Here is a 19,648-nt window from a genome sequence, read left to right as displayed (position 1 = left end):
AGATAACATGGGGTTGTTTGAGCAAATGATGGGTATGGTTGCAGGCGATAAAATGCAACAGTTTCAATCAGTAATAAACTGGGTTGAGAATCAAGGTGGCCTTCAAGGTGTTATCGAAAAATTTAATGAACAAGGCTTAGGTGGTGTTATTGCCTCGTGGATCAGTGAAGGGAATAATTTACCTATCGATGCCAGCCAATTAATGCAAGTTTTTGGAAATGCGAATATCCAAGAATTGGCTCAACAGGTAGGCTTAGAACCTCAAGCAACCTCAGAAATGATTGCTAAATATCTTCCTCAGTTAGTTGACAGCGCCACACCAAATGGCGAAGTTCCAGAAAACCTCGATTTGGCTTCTATCGGTATGAACTTACTGAAATCCAAATTATTTGGTTAATATTTTCTAAAAAGGCAGGTTTCCCTGCCTCAGACTGCTGAAAACATATTATGTTTGGCGGCAAGTCGAATAGGTTTTGAAAATAAACGAGGAAAATCAATTTATTGATTTTCGGCTGATAACACAAAGCGGGAAAAACCACGCTTTTATCCCGCTTTGTCAACAACCTCAGGCAGGTTTCCCTGCCTTTTTGACACACTAACTAGTCGCCATTTTACTGCTCATTTCTAAGCTGTTTCGCTGCCTCAACCATGTTGGCTAATGCTTGGCGAGTTTCTGGCCAGCCGCGAGTTTTCAAGCCACAATCTGGGTTTACCCATAAGCGCTCAACCGGAACACGCTTCGCTGCCTTTCTTAATAGCGCAACAATCCATTCCACATTAGGTACATTTGGTGAGTGAATATCGTACACTCCTGGACCAATTTCATTTGGATAATCAAAATCTTCGAATGCATCTAACAAATCCATATCTGAACGTGATGTTTCAATCGTGATCACGTCGGCATCCAATGCCGCAATGGAATCCATGATGTCATTGAATTCGCAATAGCACATATGGGTGTGAATTTGTGTGTCGTCATCCGCAATCGCAGCACTGAGTTTGAAAGCATCAACCGCCCATTTGAGGTAAGCCGCCCACTCGTCTCGACGCAATGGCAACCCTTCACGCAGTGCAGGCTCATCGATTTGAATAATACCGATACCTGCTTTTTGTAAGTCGTCGACTTCATCACGCAAGGCTAGCGCAATTTGTTTCGCAATCGTTTCACGGCTCACATCTTCACGCGGGAATGACCAACATAGAATAGTGACTGGGCCGGTTAACATCCCTTTGACCGGTTTTTCCGTTAAGGACTGAGCATATTTTGCCCACTCTACTGTAATCGCTTCTGGGCGACTAATGTCACCAATGATCACTGGGGGTTTTACACAACGCGAACCATAACTTTGCACCCAACCATTTTGGGTAAATACATAACCATCAAAGTGCTCACCGAAGTATTCCACCATGTCATTACGTTCAGCTTCACCATGCACAAGGACATCGATATCTAAAATTTCTTGTTCTTTAATGGCTTGCTTAATATGCTCACTAATATTGGTGCGATAGTAGGTTTTATCCACATTCCCTTTTTTGAAGTCTAAACGTAATGTTCTGATTTCACTTGTTTGAGGAAATGAGCCAATCGTGGTTGTCGGCCATAATGGTAAGTTAAAGCGTTGACGTTGGCGTGCTGCTCGCTGTGGATAGGGGCTATAACGTTCTGTATCCCCTTCGCTGATTGCTGCTAAACGCTGAGCTACTGATGCATTATTCACACGAGCTGATGTTCTACGCGCTCGAATAGGTGCACTGTATGTATCTAATTCAGCAATATGGCTGTCTGTTGGCTGATTTAACGCTTTTGTTAACAGAGCAAGTTCTTCACATTTTTGGATAGCAAAAGCAAACCAGCTTTTCACCTCAGCATCTAAACGTGTCTCATCATTTAAGTCAATTGGGCTGTGTAGTAATGAACATGACGTTCCTACCCATATATCACGCTGGCCTAAGAACGGCTTCACCTGTAAGAATTTTTCCCCTAAGTCAGCCTTCCATACGTTACGACCATTAATAATTCCTAGTGATAATACCCAGTCTGCTGGCAGTATTTGGTGTAATTTTTCAATATCATCAGCGCCTGCAACCACATCAACATGTAGACCTTGCACAGGGAGTTGCTTAATCAAGTCTACATGGTGACTAATGCCATCGAAATAGGTGGTTAACAGTAATTTTATTTGGCCTGACAGCGCTTGGTAAGCCTGCTGATAAGCTTGCTGCCATTGCTCTGGTAAATCTAACACTAATGCAGGCTCATCAATTTGCACCCACTCAAGACCTTTTTCTGCTAAGCGCGACAGGATCTCCTGATAAACAGGTAATATTTCATTCAATAATGATAAGCGGTCAAACGGTTCACCTTTCACTTTACCTAACCAAAGGTAAGTAATAGGACCAATGATAACCGGTTTCACATTATGGCCTAATGCTAATGCCTCATCGACTTCATCAAACAGTTGTGTCCAAGACAGCGAAAATTGTTGCCCTTTTTGAAATTCAGGCACGATGTAGTGGTAGTTAGTATTAAACCATTTCGTCATCTCGCCTGCTGGAGCAGGTTTGCCCGTTGGTGCGCGACCGCGAGCAACACGAAATAAAGTATCCAAATCAATCGAACCATCTTCATTTTGATGGCGTGGCGGTACATTGCCCACTAGCAAACTGGTTGTCAGCACTTGGTCATACCAAGCGAAATCACCAACAGGTAATAGCTCAACGCCCGCATTTTTTTGTTGCTGCCAATGGCGCACACGTAACTGATAACCGGTTTCTAATAGTGTGGCCTGATCAATTTTACCTGCCCAATAATCTTCTTGTGCACGCTTGAGCTCTCTTTTTAGACCGACACGTGGAAATCCAAGTGTATGATTTATAACAGACATATTGCCCCCTTAAAATATTTAGCCGTCTAGATGTTTACACATCCATAATCAACAGGTACTGTATAAAGCACAAGCGCAAATTATTCATTGTCACCGTGAAGGTTTCTCATGATCGAATTAAAACATCTAAAAACATTGCAAGCGCTCAGCCAATACGGTTCATTAGCGGCAACAGCAACACACTTGCACCAGACACAATCTGCTCTATCACACCAATTTAGTGATTTAGAGCATCGATTAGGTTTCCGGTTATTTGTTCGTAAAAGCCAACCATTGCGCTTTACGCCACAAGGGGAAGTCTTATTACAATTAGCACAACAAGTTCTGCCATTAGTAAAAGATGCCATTCGAGTATGTAATGAGCCTGGGGTTTGTGCGTTACGCATCGCTATTGAATGCCATAGCTGCATTCAGTGGTTGACCCCTGCATTACAGCAATTCAGACAAACTTGGCCTCAAGTTAGCATCGATTTTAAATCTGGGGTGACGTTCGACCCACAGCCTGAGTTACTTTCAAGGGAATTGGATATTGTGATGACCTCTGACATTTTGCCAGATCAAGGCATCCACTATACGCCAATGTTTGATTATGAAGTGAAGCTGATTGTGGCGAATGACCATCCGCTAGCCAAAAGACCGCATATTGAGCCCCATGATTTGGCGGATGAAACGTTGCTTATCTACCCGGTACAACGGGATCGCTTCGATGTTTGGCGCCATTTTCTGCAACCTGCAGGCGTGTCACCTAATGTGAAAAATGTTGATAACACATTAATTTTAATTCAAATGGTCGCAGCTAAAATGGGCATTGCCGCACTGCCTCACTGGGCAGTTGATTCATTTGAAAAACAAGGGTTGATCAAAACCAAAACCTTGGGTAGCGGTTTGTGGAGCCGGCTGTATGCCGCTTGCCGTGAAGGAGAGCAGCGCCAGCCAGCTATTGAGGCGTTTACTGAGACGACGACGGATCACGCTGTGGAGAACTTGTCTTATGTGAAGGCCGCGAAAGGATCCAACGCTTATGCACCCAAAGAGAAGCAACTATTAGGCTCGATCCTATGGTAAAACTCAGCCAATCCGGATGTTGTTGCCAGATAGCAAAATTAACTAATAACCCCGCTGGGACCATCATGTTATTCATAATAGCAAGGGTTCCAGCATCCACTTTGGTTGCGCCATAGTTCCACATAAAGTAGCCAATGCCTGAAGCTGCAATCCCCAACCACAGTAAGACACCCCACTGGAGAGTTGTTGTCGGCATCATCGATTTATTACCAAATAGCAACCACCCTAGTAATGCAATTAACGTTGCACCAAGGTAAAACCATGAGAAAGCCTGATGTTGAGGGATTGGATGCACCTCCATCAGACGCTTATACCCCACCTGCCCAATCGCAAAAAAGATATTTGCTAGCTGCACAAAAAGCAAACCTAACCAAAAAGATTCGCTCAAGTGGTCATAACGAATAATTGCCGCGCCAATTACCGCCAATAGTGAGCTAAACAAATAACCTTTACGCAACTTTTGCCGTTCTAGTAAGTCATAAATTAACGTGACATATAGTGGTGTTAATACTGTAAAAAGCAAAAATTCGGCAACGGTAAGGTATTGATAAGCATGGAATACAAATAGGTACATGATGCCAAGTTGGCAAGCGCCCACTAGCATATAAAGTGCAATCACTTTAGCGCTAAACTGGCGCCAACGTAGGAAAGGTAAAAAAACTAGCGAAGCCAGTGCCACCCTTACAAGTACTGAAAACCAACTATCTACTTGGCCCGCAAGGTATTCGCCGATAAGACTAAACGACGCTGCCCAAAGCAGCGTCGTGATAACAAGTAACCACATAATGCTGTATTTCGCCCCAAACTTTACAATGTCGGCTAGAATACTCGCTTTTTGGTTTTAATGCTCTTTTTCGATCAAAACGGCTTCTAATAAATCCAGATCAACCAACAGCGTTTGTAACGTTTCATTACTGATTTTCTTGGTTGCACGTAAGTGATAAAGCTCACCACGCTCCGCACGTAATGCCGTCAAACGAAAACGTCGTTCAAGGTCTTCAACCAGCAAATTATGATCAATTTCATCTTGCCCTGCCGTACGTCGTCTTAGATAACCTGTCACACGGGAAGCGACTTCACTGATATCTTCTGAATCGAGTTTTTCATCAACGTCAGCAGATAAACGTTCCTGCATCTTATTTAAGCTAACAATTGCCACTTCTGCCATTGCGGCTTTTGCCATTCGAATTTCATTGGCATCGGCTTCTTTGTCTCCCACGGTAAAATTACGTAGCAGAAGCGGTAAAGCGACCACACCTGCAAAAATGGAAAATAAGATAACCCCTGCGGCAATAAATACTAGCTGATAACGCGCTGGGAATGGTGAACCATCGGTTAAAAATAACGGAATAGAAAGCACACCCGCTAAGGTAATCGCACCGCGTACCCCTGCAAAAGAGGCTAGCCAAAGCTCACGTACGGTATAGTTAGCAAATTGCAGTGGTTTTTTCTTTAAGAATAAACGGCTAAACCTTTTCATCAGCCATAGCCAACAGAAACGCAATAGCAGTAGAGCAAAATAGATAATGGCTACTGCCGCAAATAGCATCCAAGTTTCTACGCTTGGGTCGAGATCCGCTTGGATAACAGACGTTTCCCAAATACCGGGCAATTGAAGCCCTAACATGATGAAAACCAACCCGTTAAAGACAAATTCAAGCATAGACCAAACGCTATCAGCGCGTAGTCTCATCGCTAATGGAGCGTTACGGATAACCCCAGACTTTGTGATAGTCATACCGGCCGCAACAGCGGCTAAAATACCTGAAAAACCAATATGTTCCGCTATCATGTATGAAGCAAATGGTAGCAATAACATAAACACAATTTGGGTTGCTGGGTCATCACCGCTCCAACGGCTCATTAGACGTAATGATTTACTGTATAACCAAGTCACGATAATACCCGCGAGTAGCCCACCAATCGCGACCTTGAAAAATTCAATGGTGACGCCAGAGGCACTAAATACCATCGTCCCCATGGCAATTGCTACTGCAAATTTTAATGCTACCAGACCAGAGGCATCATTCATCAATGCCTCCCCTTCTAGCACACTCATCATTCGTTTAGGGATACGCCCCTTTCCGACAATGGATGATAAGGCAACGGCATCGGTTGGTGATAACACCGCCGCTAGAGCAAATGCTGCAATCAATGGAATACCTGGCATCAGCCAGTAAATTAAATAACCAATCCCAATCACTGTAACCAGTACAAGAACCAATACTAAAATAAAAATTTCTCGACCGTTTTGAAAGAATTCGCGTGTTGGCGTTTTCCACCCATCAACAAACAACAAAGGTGGAATTAACAGAACCATAAAAAGTTCTGGGTCAAAGGTGACATGTAGGCCGAATTGAGGCCATGCTAATAGCGCACCAATAGCAATTTGAATGAGAGGAAGAGGAATACGAATAGGAAGAATTTTAGCAGCAACCCCTGAAACAGAGACAGCTAAAATCAAAATAAGAATAGTAAAGAAAATTTCCATGTTGCCCTTACTGAATTAACCTAGCGACTAGAACCTAAAATATTGCCTGCCGCCGCATAGTAAGAGATAGCACCGTCCAGACCATGATTATTAAAACCCAGCCATTCACCAGTGGAAATCATGCACATCCACTTGATTAACCGCCTTCTCTCTATTTTATCCTTAGCCATCCATTTTCGGGGAAAAAATTGAGACTTTACGATTAATTAATACAATAAGTTAAAAAGGTGGCAACATTAGCCACCCTATTGAAATAATATACTTTAGATTGCCAATCCTGAAGCGTAAAACGCCACTAAAAGTACCGCAATAATGACTGTGCCAATATTCAATTTGCGCCATTCACCTGCACAAATACGGCCGATAACCAAAGCAGCAAAGCCCAACATGATACCCGTGACGATATTACAAGTCAGAACAATGAATACCGCACACAATAAACCAGACATTGAATCTACAAAGTCATCGAAATCAAGCTTAGAGACATTACTTAACATTAAAAGCCCAACATACATCAATGCCGGCGCCGTTGCATAGGCAGGTACCAAATAAGAAAGTGGCGATAAAAAGAGAATGAGTAAAAACAGTACGCCGACAACCACTGCGGTTAAGCCTGTACGACCACCAGCAGCGGTACCCGCTGCAGATTCAATATACACAGCAGCAGGAGATGCGCCAATCGCCCCCGCAAAGATACTGCTCACGGAGTCTGCGGTTAACGCTTTACCACCATCAATAATTTGGCCGTCTTTATCCAATAAATTGGCTTGTCCCGCCACCGCGCGAATAGTCCCCGTTGCATCAAAAACAGCGGTCATCACTAATGCAAGTAAGCTTGGCAATACCATTGGCTGTAATGCGCCCATGATATCCATATTGAAAACTAATGAAAGCCCATCATCACCCAATGAAGGCAACTTGAAAAAGCCTTGATATTTAACCGCAGGATCAAAAATTAAACCAATAATTGAAATTGCAATAATAACAAGTAATACGCCACCCGGAACGCGGCGTTTTTCTAAACCAAAAATGACCGCTAACCCAGCTAATGACATTAATACAGGGAAAGATGTAAATTCACCTAGAGCAACAGGCAGGCCTGCATTTGGGTTTTTGATCACTAAACCCACCCCATTAGCAGCTATTAACAGTAAAAATAAGCCGATACCAATACCTGTGCCATGAGCAATACCCATTGGCATATTGCGTAAAATCCAACTACGAATACCTGTCACAGAAATGATGGTGAACAAACACCCCATTAAAAAGACAGCGCCCAATGCCACAGGAATACTAATTTGCTGCCCTAATACCAAACTAAATGCGGTAAATGCAGTCAGTGAAATAGCACAACCAATCGCCATCGGTAGATTGGCCCATAACCCCATCAATAAAGAACCAAAACCAGCCACTAAGCAAGTTGCAATAAAGACCGCTGTTGGTGGGAACCCTGCTTGCCCTAACATGCCAGGTACAACGATGACAGAATAAACCATCGCTAAGAATGTGGTTAATCCTGCAATGATTTCACGGCGAACTGAAGAGCCGCGCCCTGTTATCTTGAAAAATGAATCCAATTTGCAACTGGATGAAGCCTGTTGGCCTGACATGGTATACCTCTGCTGTTTAATGGAAAACGACGACTTTCAAATACTGCTAACGACTAATTTATACGTTGACGTAAACGATTACGTTTTTAAGAAAAAACAAACTGGCTGAGAAAAAATCCCAATAAAAACAGTTGCGCAATCGTTTGGTTTTTAAAATAGAATAAAACGTATCGTGAGGGGAGCAATTATCATTCTAAACAGGGGGAATGATCAAGCATTTTTAGCATTTCTTACCCGATTGTTCTTTCCCCCGCTCCCAAATATATAGGCTCTTAAGCAATGAACATTATTTTCAAATAATGATTCTTTTTAGTTACATTTATTTTACGTAAAAATAGCTAAATACCTTTCATATAATGTCTGTTTAAAGTGGAAGGTTATTTTTTTGATACAATCCAAGAATATTTGCTTACAAAACCAATAGCTAAAAACTTATTTACTGGTGGTAATATGCGTCTGTTAAAAATGTGGCTAAAAATACATTTCTTATTGTTTTTCATTAAAAAAATATCATTCACTGAGTAAATATATATTTAAGTACATAAGCTCAATTATTATCAACCGCAGTTATAGTTTCAATTTAATCAAGTAAAAAACACATAAAACGTATTAAAATGTCAAATAAGAATGCACCATTAATCATATTACAGCGGAGTATTTTACTGCTTTTTATTAGTTTTCTTGCTCTGTATTTATTACCAGGAATATATAGCCATAGCCCTTGGAAGCAAGATGAAAATTATAGTTTTGGTATTATTCAAACTATGTATGAAACTGGTAAATGGTTAGTTCCCACAAATGCGGGTGAACCATTTATGGAAAAACCTCCGCTTTATTATTGGGTTGCTACGATTACCTCTCATTGGTTATCAAGCTTTATGCCACTTTATGATGCAGCCCGTAGTGCAAGCTTAATTTTTTCGGTTATTAATTTTTCATTTTTTATCCTTTTGGCGCGTCGTTTTTTCCAAGCCACAGACTTCACTGATACTCGGATTTGGGTCGCTTTTGCACTGTATGCCTGTGCTCCCGGTATTATCAGGCATAGCCATGATATGTTTACCGATGTTGCACTAATGGCAGGAACAACTATTGGCTTATATGGGTTATTGGGGCTGATACAACAACAAAAAATGCGCATGTCTGCACTTTGGTTATCTCTTGGGACCATCGTCACCATGTTGTCAAAAGGCGTTTTTATTCCTGGCGTTCTCTGGATTTGCCTTTTTTTATCACCTATTTTTCTTGCTCAATGCCGAACTAAGCAGTTTTGGTTATACAGTTTAACGGCGGGGTTAATCGCGCTTATCGCCATTTTACCTTGGCCTATCCAACTGTATCTTCAGCATCCCGATTTATTTCTTGTGTGGTTTTGGGAAAATAATATCGGCCGCTTCTTTGGTTTTTCGGTTGAAAAATTAGGGGCAAAAGCTAATTTAACTCGCATTCCAGCGGCAGTTTCCTTATTTGCCTTTCCTTCCGGTTTACTGGCTGTCGCTTATTTTCTAAGGCACCCGATTAAACGTTTATTTAATTCAAATGAGTTTCTGCTGGCGCTATTTCCTTTATTAGGTATCATTTTTTTACAGATTTCAGCTTCTGGTCGCGCGCTATATTTACTCCCTTTTGTTGCCCCCATGGCCATATTAGGAACCCTAACACTACTCAGTTTCCCTGAAAAAATTCTTAATGGTATCGCTCGCTTTGCGGCTATTTTATGGTCTGTACTCATTCTTTTTTTATGGGTCTGCTATCTTATCGCCTTGATTGGCCATCAACACGAATGGCTAACCCCATTTAGTCGCTGGCTTCCCATGAGCTACCAAATGCCCTTTTCTTCCATTGCATTTATCAGTGGTTTGTTGATTACATTAGTGTGGTTTTTACGCAATAAAATTATTCCAAACTTTATCTCACCAGCTTTTCACATGATGAAAAATTGGTTATTAGGCCTATGTGCCGTTTGGGGGATAATTTTAACCTTGTTTTTGGGCTGGATAGACTACGCAAAAGGTTTCGAAGGGGTTTTTGTCGATTTAAACCAGCATTTAGCAGGCCAGTTTACAAAAAACGATTGTATGGCTTCTGATAATATTGGCGAATCTGAAGCACCGATGCTCTACTATTACACTGGCGTATTACACCAACGCCAAGACCGCTTTGAAAAACCTGAACAATGCCGCTGGTTAATTGTACTCTCGAAAACAATCAAACCTGCACCGCAAGGCATGGAATTATTCTGGCACAATCATCGGCCAGATGAATTCCGAGAAAACCTTGTTGTGTATAAAGTTATTGAATAATCTATTTGTGGTGCTCTCTAGCTTAAGTAGGGCACCACAAATGCGCTTTATGGGCTGACTTGTTCAACCATTTGAGCGCTATATTTTTCTCGTGTGAACCATAAAAATACTGCCACAGACAGAACCAATAGCACCGGTAAGCCCACTGGTGAGATTGAAGTCGCCACTCCCGCCAATAATGGCCCTGATAAATTACCAATTCCCCATAGCATGGCCGCCGCTGCATTAGCGATGATCAATTCATTCCCTTTGAAATATTGGCCAATTTGTACCAAGGCAATCGTATAAATTGCCCCTGCCGTGGCTCCTAAGATAAATAACAGAACCCAAATCAGATAAGGTTGAGTAATAAGGAAGGGTAATAATAAGCTAGCTGCGAGTGTGATAATACCACAAATTCGGTACAGTTTTTCTCTATTCATATGGTCTGCAAGCCAGCCAAAAGGTAACTGCATAATGGCATCTCCAGCAAGGATGGCGCTAATCATTAATGCAGCAACCGCCTCTGTATGCCCCATTCCCATACCATAAATTGGGAACATCGATAAAATGGTTCCGTCAAAAAAAGCAAAAAATAAAATTCCACTACAAATACCCGGTGCAATTTTTACAAATTGAATAATTGAAAAATTAGATTGCGCGGCATTTTCAGCTAAACGGTCACCAACTTTTTGATCCATTAAAATAAATAGCACTACAGAGATTAAATGGATCAACGTACAAATCAATAAAGGCGATTTATCTTCCACACCATAATAAGCAATAAATGAAGGCCCAAGTAGCTGACTTACTGTGAACACGGTAGTATAGATTGCTAAGATCCGACCCCGCTTATTTTCAGGGGATAATTCATTAATCCACGTTTCTCCCAAGCAAATCATCACGCCACTCGCTAAACCCGTAACTAACCGTAATGGAAATAACAGCCAAAGTGGTAACGTACTCAATAATGGCAATAGGCTAATGGCAGAAACGAGGGTTGCCAATAGCATTGCCTTTCGCTTACCTGACCAACGCACAATACGTTGAACCATAGGGGCAATTAAAAACATACCTAATGCAGGAGCCGCAGAAATAATGCCAATATACAACTCATTGAAACCATAATTATTTAGCCTAAGAGCCACCATTGGAATACTTAGCCCAATAACGATACCAATGACAGCAATACTCATTGTAATGGTAAAAATAGCAAAAGATGGGGAACGTCGAAAATTTTGTAAACGCTGATTATCAGAGCTCATGTTGAAATTAACCCGTTTCTTTTTAGCAAAAGAACAGATTTTAACTCCATAAAATAGATTATTATGAAAAATAAAAAACCGCATCATTACTAGTAAAACTAATAATGTTCGTGGTGATTGTAACACGACTCATATATTCTGCTATTTATCTTTATAAAACTATTTTTAATATTCTAAATACTTAAAGGACGAAAAAATATCGATAAAGCAGCACAATACCTGATAATAAAATTATGACGTTAATAACTTTTAAAAAACTTTCACGTGAAATTTTTAATGTTATATGCCGACCAACCCACGTACCAATTAACATGGCAGGGGAAAATGCTAAAGCAATCAATAAAATATCTAGATTGAGATACACACCCATTACTAAAAATATCACCACTCGAGTCAGCGTGCTAAAGCCAATTAACGTCATTTGAGTGACACGAAAACGCTGTTTATCTTCAATTCGGCTAGATAAATACATGGCATAGATAAAACCACCACTGCCAAATAAAGCACTAAAAACACCGCCCACTAAACTAAATGGGACAACCAACGCTTTTGAAAAAGGTGATTTTGATTTTTTAGAAAAAAAAGCATGTAAGACATAACCGACAACAAATAACCCAAGTAATAATACGAGTATATCGGGACGCGTTTTTAATAAAATCGCAGCACCAACTAAACTCCCGATTATCATTAATGGAATTATCCATTTAATTTCCTGATAATCCGCATTTTTACCATCTTTAAGTAAATTTAAAACTGCAGCGGTTAGATCTATTAATGCAAGGATTGGAACAATCATGTTTAACGGCAAATACATGGCTAATACAGGGGTTGCAATAAGAGCAGAACCAAAACCCGCCATGCCAAAAACCAAATAAGCAAACAACAATGTCGAGAAACAAATCGCCATTTCTGGTGATAACAATTCAAACGGCATGACCTTAACTCCAGAAGTTTTTTAACGTCCTCACTATAGATTTTTTCAAATACAGAAAATAGTTTTATTTTTGTAGGGTTTTAAATTTCAAATCTATATCAAAAAACAAAATAGCCACTTTAAATACAATATATAACTAAGAGTGTATAATTTACTTCTCTGAGTGATACAGAACTAGCACAATAAATTAAAATTCAGGTAAAGACACATTGTGGATAAAAAAATTAATTTAAAAATAGGGCAGAAAATTCGTTTACTTAGGCAAGCAAGGGATCTCTCGCTAAACGAACTATCTCGTTTATCAGGGATTTCGAAAGCCGCTTTATCCAAACTGGAATCTGGTGATTCAAACCCACGCATCGACACATTAGAGTCGATCGCCATTGCTCTACGCTTTCCTCTCAGCGATTTGTTTACGCGGCAACATGAAGCTTATCCCTACTTGCTTAAAGCCACTCCCAGTGAAAAAGAGTATTCACAACAGTTTAAATTTCGCATTAGCATGGGAAATATCTCTGAAATCTGGCAATTAACCATGAAAAGAGGCGCTATCATTAATAGCCCCGCCCATATGAGTGGAACTCACGAGCACATTATGGTGAATTCTGGCTCACTCATGTTGCGGTTGCATAACGACCAAAATATCCTTTTGGAGGCGGGGGATTTCTATGCTTTCAGTGGTGATTTCCCACACAGTTATCTATGCATGGAAGGGGAGCTCCAAGCCACCGTCGTCATGACTTACTCTCATCTTAGTGATAGTGTTTAAATTAAGGCATGTTGTGCATCATAACTAATGCGCAATGTTCCCTTTTTAAATTTCATCGACTTAATTGAAAAATGCTGAATATTATCTAGCGAAGAAACATGCGTTCCACCACAAGGCATTTCTTCAGTTTGGTCGATATAACTGATCCGCAAATCACCCTTTTGCTTTATTGCAACGGACCGCCCACTGCGAATGCTTTGGTTAACAATATCTTCGATATATTGGCTATCAAGTTTATCAAAAGGAGTGACATCCCCTTCCATCATGCTAAATTCCACTCGAGATTCATCAGGAAAATGATGGCCTTTTTGTGCCAGCCAGCCAAAGCGACGTAATTCCCAATTCAGCAAATGACCTGCGGTATGTAGCGCAGCGTAACGCTGACGTTTTTCCTTATCTACCCTTGCAACCACATTATTTTCTTGACTAAAAGTAACGCCTTCAGGAAGGTATCCTACAATTAAACCATTCGGTTGTTTCCTAATACGAACAGCAATATCATTCACCCAAGCTGTATCCATGGGTTGCCCACCACCTTGTGGGTGGAAAATATTGTCTTTTAGAGCCACCCAATGACCTTCATCATCATTCCCTTGTGCCAGTATGGTTGTTTCAATTTCATATTGATAAGTGTTCGATAAATAGATGTTATTTTGCATAAATTTATACCTGTTTATTATTCAATTTACCAAATGCAAACCTGTAATGCGTTCAAAAAATCATTATTCAGTAACTGAATTTATACCACTTTCGTTCGGTTTAGGAAACCCTAATTATCGCTATGATTAAACATAAAAGAAAATAGCCCATACTGTTGGTATGGGCTACTAGGTCATAAAATTTACCTCAGAATTACTGCAAATAATTTTGCATTGTTTCGAAAAGACGCAAATCATCACTAAAGCGTACTTCCCGAACATCTTCTAATTTTTCAACTTGGTTAATCATTTGCGGCAAACGCTCATCTTTTTGTACTAATAGCCATATACGGCTTTCATCTTTATCTTTAATCGGCATACATAGAATGCCATCAACATTAAATGCTCTGCGTGCAAATAAACCACAAATATGTGACATTACACCTGGGTGATTACGAACAATTAGCTCTAAAGCAATCGGATGATGTTCAAATACCATAATTACGCTCCAATCATATCAATGTTAGCTGCACCCGGTGGAACCATTGGATATACCTTCTGATTCACATCAATCAAGGCATGGATCAAACATGGACCTTTGGTATTCATTATCGCTTCTAATGCCATTTCTGGGTCTGCTTCATTATTTAAATCGCAAGTTTGCAAACCAAACCCTGCAGCAATCTTAATAAAATCGGTTTGATACGGATAAGCTGCAGCAAATATGCGATTTTCAAAAAATAAATCTTGTTGTTGATGTACCATCCCTAATGCTTGGTTATTCATTAAGATAATTTTGATATTCAGTTGGTGCTCCGCTGCGGTGGCCAATTCCTGAATATTCATCATCAAACTGCCATCACCGGAAAAACACACAATGGTTTTTTCGGGTTTTGCCAACGCTGCACCAATGGCAGCAGGCAGCCCAAAGCCCATGGTACCTAACCCACCTGATGTCAGCCATTGACGTGGTCGAGACAAGGGGTATGCTTGAGCCGCCCACATTTGGTGTTGCCCAACATCCGTTGTCACAATCGCATCTTCACCAGCCGCACGTGCCGTAGACAGAACCAAGCCATAATGGTTCAGCGGGTTATCAGCCTCGCTAAAATTCAATAGATATTGCTCTTTTAATTGATTCACTTTCGCCATCCAATCTGTGCGTTCATTGCGTTCTACTAAAGGCAATAATAATTCCAATATTTGCCCTGCATCTGCATGAATAGCGATATCTGGACGCTTAATTTTGCTGATTTCTGCTTTATCAATATCCACATGGATAATTTTTGCGTTAGGGCAAAATTTCTCTGCTTTACCTATCGCTCTATCATCAAACCGTGCACCAATCACAATCAATAGATCCGATTCTTCCATGATCATATTAGTACTTGCGGCAGCGTGCATACCCAACATTCCTAAATATAATGGATGGCGCATTGGAATAGAGCCAAGTGCCATTAATGTCATGGTTGTCGGTAATGAAGCCTTTTCCGCGAATGCGATCGCTGTTTCTGTCGAATCAGAACTAATTACCCCACCACCAAAATACAGTACTGGACGTTTCGCCTTATTAATCATTTCAGCCGCTTGCAGAACTTTTTCCATATCAAATGCAGGTGCTTTATCTTTCGGTAATACTTCTGGTATTTCAGTTAGTTCAATAGTGGCAGTTTGCACATCTTTTGGAATATCAATCCAAACAGGCCCAGGGCGGCCTGATTCTGCAATACGAAAAGCATCACAAATCACTCGTGGCAATTCATTGATATTACGAACCAAATAATTATGTTTGGTGACTGGAATCGAAATACCATAGGTATCAACCTCTTGAAAGGCATCTGTACCAATCATTGACGAAGAAACTTGAGCCGTAATACAAACCAGCGGGATAGAATCCAATTTTGCATCAGCGATAGCAGTCACTAAGTTTGTTGCCCCAGGACCACTTGAAGAGATACAAACCGCGGCTTTCCCCGTGGTACGTGCAATTCCCTGAGCAATAAAACCTGCACCTTGCTCATGGCGAGCCAATATATGACGGATTTTCTGGCTTTGACCTAATGCGTCATAAAAAGGTAAAGCCGCTCCACCTGGAATGCCAGAAACGATGGTAATACCGTGTTTTTCCAGTAAATGTACGATTAATTCTGCGCCCGTAAAGCGGGTTTTATGTGGTGTTGTGGTGCCCGATTCGCTCATCATAATTATCCTTTGCTAGCCTGCGGATCCGAGCGAGAGGTGATAAAAAACCCCGCTCGGTTTGCGCCGGCGGGGTTTCTAAATCTGCGTTGATTTGTACCCGTTACGGCGCTAAGCCCACGACCACCACCACACGCACGACCACCGCGGCACGTGGCGCGGTTAGTAGTAGGTTTAAGTGATTAGTCGTCATGTTCACGGGTTCTTCCTGTTTAGTCTGTCTAATTTATTGATTATTGTTTTTCAGTTTCTTTTATTAAAAGAACATAAATTTCCCAGCATGACAATCATTTTTTCTTGTTTTATCCCAAAGGAATAGTAATTGCGACACTCATCACATCTCGCACCAGCAGCGACATTATCCATTAAAATAAAAAAATATAGCATTAATCACTACTTAAAATACCATCGCAGACCTTGACTTAAAGTCAACTTTAAGTTGTATCCTTTGCCGCATTCAGAGGGATTATTCCCTCAATGTAAGAAATATAACCAATTGATTTTTAATTAATAGACAGAGGGATATATGCCAAAATCCGTTTGGTGGTTAACTATCACACTTGCATTATTTATCACAGGAAATGCGATTGTCCTTTCTGTAGCAGTAGTTATTGGCGAAAAATTGGCTACCAACCCAACTTATGCAACTATTCCACTGGTAAGTCAGTACGTTGGCTTAATCTTAGCAACTATTCCGATCGCATTTTTAATGCAAAAATATTCGAGAAGGGTGGGCTTTATTATTGGTAACATCGGTGGGTTAATCGGTGCAGGCTTCTCTATTCTTGGTGTGATAGAAAGTCATTTAGTGTATTTTTCCATCGGGTTGTTTTTCACTGGGATTGCTATTGGTACTGCACAACAATTCCGTTTTGCCGCAATTGAAGAAGCACCTATTTCTTTACGAGCAAAAGCTATTGGCCTTGTTATGAGCGGAGGTATTGCTGCGGCCTTAATCGGACCAACATTAGCCATTACCACCCAGCGCTTTTTTACAGAATACCCGTTTGCAGGGCCGTTCATCACGTTAGCCGCCATTTATGTGATCGCATTTATTCTATTACTCGTTGTGCCTTTAAAGAAAATAGTGAAAACACCATCGGATGAAGTGTTAGTCAAACGCAACTACAGTGCATTGTATTCACAACCTATTTTAAAATTAATCGCTATTGTCAGTGCCGCTGGGTATGCCATTGTAGTTTTTACTTTTGCCTCGATACCGTTATCTATGAAACAACATGACTTCGCCTTTTCCTCTATTGCGATTGTATTTCAATTCCATGTATTAGGTATGTTTGCACCGTCATTCTTCACTGGAACATTAATTCATCTTTTAGGGGCAAAACGCATTATTTCCTGCGGTATCGTACTGTTAATTTTATCAGCAACTATGAACCTGCTAGGTAACCATTTTTACAATTATTTGTTGGCGGGTATATTTGTGGGTGTTGCTTGGAATTTGCTTTTAATCAGTACCACCAACCTACTGCCCCATACATATAAAATGCATGAGCGAGCTAAAGTACAAGGCATGACTGATTTTCTTATCTATTTTTTCGGTGGAATAGGCAGTTTAGGAGCAGGCGTTCTTTTCTTCACTCTCGGATGGCAAGCGATGAATATTCTATCTGTAATCATTTCCGCTACAATTTTAATGAGTTTTTGGAAGCTAAAAAAATATATCCCCAAACACCAATGAAAAGTGATATCACTGTGCGATGGTTTTATATTCAGAGAGCGTAATAATTTCATCTATTGTTAATCGATATGATGAATATATCTCCTTAAGATAAACTCTACTGGCTATAAACTAATTAAAAATCGGTATTTTGTCTGTTTTGCCAATTAACAAACTGAATTCAACTTTGTTTACTATTTATTTATTGGCTATTGACTGAATGAGGGATAAGATTAAAAAGTAACTAATAGGAAGATATTATGTATAAAGAAATCCCTGTTCCCTATAATGGGAAGTACACAGAATTTCAATCTACAGTTGTTAATGAAATATTAGTTTGGATTGAAATGAACTTAACCAGTCGTCTATTACTTGATGATATTGCACTAAAATCAGGATATACAAAATGGCATTTACAAAGAGTATTTAGAAAAGTTGTTGGTATGCCTTTAGGTGAATATATTCGCCGAAGAAGGATCTGTGAAGCTGCTAAAGACCTATGCTCCACTGAACTTCAGGTTATTGATATTGCATTAAAATACCAATTTGACTCCCAGCAATCTTTTGCAAAGCGATTTAGAGCTTATTTAGGTACGTCACCGTCAATCTACCGCCTGTCCGGTGAAAGCCAAAATGACCCATTACTACTGGAACCTAAAGTAGCTTGATATGCTAATATGAAAATAAAATTTATATTTCTTTTTTTTATAACACTACCAATACAAAGCCCCATGTAATTTAATTGCTGGGGATTTTTTATTTATTTAAGAAATTCTTAATTTAGAATTAATAAACTCTTAATGTTTCGGTTCTGTATTTGTTTTATCATTCCAATAAAAAATAATATTTTCTAGATATATATTATTAGCATTTATATTTATTAAAAAATAAAGACTTCACAAGGAAGCCTTTATTTTATTTATATATTCTAATCAGTAAGAATTAGAACGGAATATCGTCATCAAAATCCATTGGTGGTTCATTGGTTTGTGGTGCAGGTGCTGATGAGCGTGCGGCTGGCGCTCCACCACCACTGAATTGTTGTGCTGCTTGAGGCTGCTGTGGTTGGCCCCAACCACCTTGACCGCCTTGACCTTGTGATGGTGCATCACCGCCACGGCCACCTAACATTTGCATTGAGCCACCGATATTCACAACAACTTCTGTCGTATAACGATCTTGACCACTTTGATCTTGCCATTTACGTGTTTGCAGAGAACCTTCGATATAGACTTGTGAACCTTTTTTTAGGTATTCACCTGCTACTTCAGCAAGTTTGCCGAAAATAACGACTCGGTGCCATTCGGTTTTTTCACGCATCTCACCGGTTTGCTTGTCACGCCAACTTTCAGAAGTTGCCAGAGTCAGGTTTGCCACAGCTCCGCCGTTAGGCATATAACGGATTTCTGGATCTTGTCCTAGGTTACCGATAAGAATTACTTTGTTTACGCCTCTGCTGGCCATTTATTACTCCTGATGCATTGAATTTTAATCTCTGGATTAGCCGTGAAGTTTACCACGACAGAGCTGATTTGCACCAATATTTGAAATTGAGCTTGTTAATTTGCGAAACGCTTTCCAACTTTTGGTGAAATTCTACCGTGCCAATTTTCAGTATAGACACAAAATAATTCGCACAGCATCTATCTTTTCGATAAATGCAGATCGCTGTTTTTCTGTTTTTCTGTTTTTCTGTTTTTCTGTTTCACCATTAAAATCTTACTCTAAATAGTTCAAGCTGTGGCTAGGCGGCAAGCGAAGATATCGTAGGGAGCATACAAAAGTATGTGACCTGCGTAGCTGAGAGAAGCCAACAACGCCACGGTTTGAAA

Annotated in this window: 17 protein-coding genes; 6 read left to right on the top strand and 11 right to left on the bottom strand. The window is 40.3% G+C overall.

What is annotated here, in order from left to right; translation table 11 throughout:
- The first annotated feature begins 7 nt into the window (after nucleotides 1–7).
- Nucleotides 8–397: a YidB family protein gene (locus ACU696_RS04815; protein WP_004914918.1), complete on the top strand. Its 390-nt coding sequence runs from the start codon at nucleotides 8–10 to the stop codon at nucleotides 395–397.
- 214 nt (nucleotides 398–611) lie between these two features.
- On the opposite strand, the gene metE is transcribed toward ACU696_RS04815, so the two are convergent.
- Nucleotides 612–2,885, bottom strand: a complete 2,274-nt coding sequence (metE, locus tag ACU696_RS04810) for a 5-methyltetrahydropteroyltriglutamate--homocysteine S-methyltransferase (protein ID WP_209102673.1) — start codon at nucleotides 2,883–2,885, stop codon at nucleotides 612–614.
- Nucleotides 2,886–2,993: 108 nt separating this feature from the next.
- Here metE and metR point away from each other — a divergent pair, with 108 nt between their 5' ends.
- Nucleotides 2,994–3,950 (top strand): HTH-type transcriptional regulator MetR, encoded by a 957-nt coding sequence (gene metR / locus ACU696_RS04805; RefSeq protein WP_004914926.1) that lies wholly within the window; start codon nucleotides 2,994–2,996, stop codon nucleotides 3,948–3,950.
- Here metR and ACU696_RS04800 read toward each other — a convergent pair.
- The 3 genes from ACU696_RS04800 to ACU696_RS04790 all read right to left on the bottom strand — a co-directional run bounded on the left by ACU696_RS04800 (nucleotide 3,835) and on the right by ACU696_RS04790 (nucleotide 8,051).
- Nucleotides 3,835–4,734 (bottom strand): carboxylate/amino acid/amine transporter, encoded by a 900-nt coding sequence (locus ACU696_RS04800; RefSeq protein ID WP_117163035.1) that lies wholly within the window; start codon nucleotides 4,732–4,734, stop codon nucleotides 3,835–3,837. The genes metR and ACU696_RS04800 overlap by 116 nt on opposite strands.
- Nucleotides 4,735–4,791: 57 nt before the next feature.
- Nucleotides 4,792–6,441 carry a Na+/H+ antiporter gene (locus ACU696_RS04795; protein WP_004914931.1) on the bottom strand — a complete coding sequence of 550 codons (1,650 nt, stop codon included), beginning with the start codon at nucleotides 6,439–6,441 and terminating at the stop codon, nucleotides 4,792–4,794.
- Between the two features lie 263 nt (nucleotides 6,442–6,704).
- Nucleotides 6,705–8,051, bottom strand: coding sequence for an NCS2 family permease (locus ACU696_RS04790; RefSeq protein WP_209102671.1), 1,347 nt, complete (start codon nucleotides 8,049–8,051; stop codon nucleotides 6,705–6,707).
- A 614-nt stretch (nucleotides 8,052–8,665) separates the two neighbouring features.
- Between ACU696_RS04790 and ACU696_RS04785 the strand changes: the two genes are divergently transcribed.
- Nucleotides 8,666–10,354 carry a hypothetical protein gene (locus ACU696_RS04785; protein ID WP_209102669.1) on the top strand — a complete coding sequence of 563 codons (1,689 nt, stop codon included), beginning with the start codon at nucleotides 8,666–8,668 and terminating at the stop codon, nucleotides 10,352–10,354.
- Between the two features lie 47 nt (nucleotides 10,355–10,401).
- Here ACU696_RS04785 and ACU696_RS04780 read toward each other — a convergent pair whose 3' ends face one another.
- Nucleotides 10,402–11,685 (bottom strand): MFS transporter, encoded by a 1,284-nt coding sequence (locus ACU696_RS04780; RefSeq protein ID WP_209102681.1) that lies wholly within the window; start codon nucleotides 11,683–11,685, stop codon nucleotides 10,402–10,404.
- Nucleotides 11,686–11,779: 94 nt separating this feature from the next.
- Entirely contained in the window at nucleotides 11,780–12,532 is a 753-nt protein-coding gene (locus ACU696_RS04775) for a sulfite exporter TauE/SafE family protein (protein ID WP_004914942.1), read from the bottom strand.
- A 211-nt stretch (nucleotides 12,533–12,743) separates the two neighbouring features.
- Here ACU696_RS04775 and ACU696_RS04770 point away from each other — a divergent pair, with 211 nt between their 5' ends.
- Nucleotides 12,744–13,301 carry a helix-turn-helix domain-containing protein gene (locus ACU696_RS04770; protein WP_109912583.1) on the top strand — a complete coding sequence of 186 codons (558 nt, stop codon included), beginning with the start codon at nucleotides 12,744–12,746 and terminating at the stop codon, nucleotides 13,299–13,301.
- Here ACU696_RS04770 and ACU696_RS04765 read toward each other — a convergent pair.
- The 4 genes from ACU696_RS04765 to ivbL all read right to left on the bottom strand — a co-directional run bounded on the left by ACU696_RS04765 (nucleotide 13,298) and on the right by ivbL (nucleotide 16,331).
- Complete coding sequence (locus ACU696_RS04765) at nucleotides 13,298–13,960, bottom strand: hypothetical protein (protein WP_109912584.1); 663 nt, start codon at nucleotides 13,958–13,960, stop codon at nucleotides 13,298–13,300. The genes ACU696_RS04770 and ACU696_RS04765 overlap by 4 nt on opposite strands.
- Before the next feature lie 193 nt (nucleotides 13,961–14,153).
- Complete coding sequence (gene ilvN / locus ACU696_RS04760; RefSeq protein ID WP_004914949.1) at nucleotides 14,154–14,438, bottom strand: acetolactate synthase small subunit; 285 nt, start codon at nucleotides 14,436–14,438, stop codon at nucleotides 14,154–14,156.
- Between the two features lie 2 nt (nucleotides 14,439–14,440).
- Nucleotides 14,441–16,138: an acetolactate synthase large subunit gene (gene ilvB / locus ACU696_RS04755; RefSeq protein ID WP_447343225.1), complete on the bottom strand. Its 1,698-nt coding sequence runs from the start codon at nucleotides 16,136–16,138 to the stop codon at nucleotides 14,441–14,443.
- Nucleotides 16,139–16,241: 103 nt separating this feature from the next.
- The gene (ivbL, locus tag ACU696_RS04750; protein WP_109912586.1) at nucleotides 16,242–16,331 is read right to left on the bottom strand and encodes an ilvB operon leader peptide IvbL; all 90 of its coding nucleotides are present in this window, start codon (nucleotides 16,329–16,331) and stop codon (nucleotides 16,242–16,244) included.
- A gap of 333 nt (nucleotides 16,332–16,664) precedes the next feature.
- Between ivbL and ACU696_RS04745 the strand changes: the two genes are divergently transcribed.
- Together ACU696_RS04745 and ACU696_RS04740 are read left to right on the top strand one after the other, a co-directional pair.
- The gene (locus ACU696_RS04745) at nucleotides 16,665–17,837 is read left to right on the top strand and encodes an MFS transporter (protein ID WP_209102665.1); all 1,173 of its coding nucleotides are present in this window, start codon (nucleotides 16,665–16,667) and stop codon (nucleotides 17,835–17,837) included.
- A gap of 239 nt (nucleotides 17,838–18,076) precedes the next feature.
- Nucleotides 18,077–18,484 carry a helix-turn-helix domain-containing protein gene (locus ACU696_RS04740; protein ID WP_117163030.1) on the top strand — a complete coding sequence of 136 codons (408 nt, stop codon included), beginning with the start codon at nucleotides 18,077–18,079 and terminating at the stop codon, nucleotides 18,482–18,484.
- 274 nt (nucleotides 18,485–18,758) lie between these two features.
- On the opposite strand, the gene ACU696_RS04735 is transcribed toward ACU696_RS04740, so the two are convergent.
- The gene (locus ACU696_RS04735; RefSeq protein WP_096864666.1) at nucleotides 18,759–19,280 is read right to left on the bottom strand and encodes a single-stranded DNA-binding protein; all 522 of its coding nucleotides are present in this window, start codon (nucleotides 19,278–19,280) and stop codon (nucleotides 18,759–18,761) included.
- Nucleotides 19,281–19,648 lie beyond the last annotated feature (368 nt).

The sequence above is a fragment of the Providencia sp. PROV_01 genome (assembly GCF_053098325.1).
Note: the sequence above shows the minus strand (reverse complement) of the source record. Positions and strands in the feature narration are given on the sequence as shown.

What these genes read in the sequence shown, in the direction of transcription:
- ACU696_RS04815 (WP_004914918.1), top strand. Translation starts at nt 8, where the DNA reads ATGGGGTTGTTTGAGCAAATGATGGGTATGGTTGCAGGCGATAAAATG.
- metE (WP_209102673.1), bottom strand. Translation starts at nt 2,885, where the DNA reads ATGTCTGTTATAAATCATACACTTGGATTTCCACGTGTCGGTCTAAAA.
- metR (WP_004914926.1), top strand. Translation starts at nt 2,994, where the DNA reads ATGATCGAATTAAAACATCTAAAAACATTGCAAGCGCTCAGCCAATAC.
- ACU696_RS04800 (WP_117163035.1), bottom strand. Translation starts at nt 4,734, where the DNA reads ATGTGGTTACTTGTTATCACGACGCTGCTTTGGGCAGCGTCGTTTAGT.
- ACU696_RS04795 (WP_004914931.1), bottom strand. Translation starts at nt 6,441, where the DNA reads ATGGAAATTTTCTTTACTATTCTTATTTTGATTTTAGCTGTCTCTGTT.
- ACU696_RS04790 (WP_209102671.1), bottom strand. Translation starts at nt 8,051, where the DNA reads ATGTCAGGCCAACAGGCTTCATCCAGTTGCAAATTGGATTCATTTTTC.
- ACU696_RS04785 (WP_209102669.1), top strand. Translation starts at nt 8,666, where the DNA reads ATGTCAAATAAGAATGCACCATTAATCATATTACAGCGGAGTATTTTA.
- ACU696_RS04780 (WP_209102681.1), bottom strand. Translation starts at nt 11,685, where the DNA reads ATGATGCGGTTTTTTATTTTTCATAATAATCTATTTTATGGAGTTAAA.
- ACU696_RS04775 (WP_004914942.1), bottom strand. Translation starts at nt 12,532, where the DNA reads ATGCCGTTTGAATTGTTATCACCAGAAATGGCGATTTGTTTCTCGACA.
- ACU696_RS04765 (WP_109912584.1), bottom strand. Translation starts at nt 13,960, where the DNA reads ATGCAAAATAACATCTATTTATCGAACACTTATCAATATGAAATTGAA.
- ilvN (WP_004914949.1), bottom strand. Translation starts at nt 14,438, where the DNA reads ATGGTATTTGAACATCATCCGATTGCTTTAGAGCTAATTGTTCGTAAT.
- ilvB (WP_447343225.1), bottom strand. Translation starts at nt 16,138, where the DNA reads ATGAGCGAATCGGGCACCACAACACCACATAAAACCCGCTTTACGGGC.
- ivbL (WP_109912586.1), bottom strand. Translation starts at nt 16,331, where the DNA reads ATGACGACTAATCACTTAAACCTACTACTAACCGCGCCACGTGCCGCG.
- ACU696_RS04745 (WP_209102665.1), top strand. Translation starts at nt 16,665, where the DNA reads ATGCCAAAATCCGTTTGGTGGTTAACTATCACACTTGCATTATTTATC.
- ACU696_RS04740 (WP_117163030.1), top strand. Translation starts at nt 18,077, where the DNA reads ATGTATAAAGAAATCCCTGTTCCCTATAATGGGAAGTACACAGAATTT.
- ACU696_RS04735 (WP_096864666.1), bottom strand. Translation starts at nt 19,280, where the DNA reads ATGGCCAGCAGAGGCGTAAACAAAGTAATTCTTATCGGTAACCTAGGA.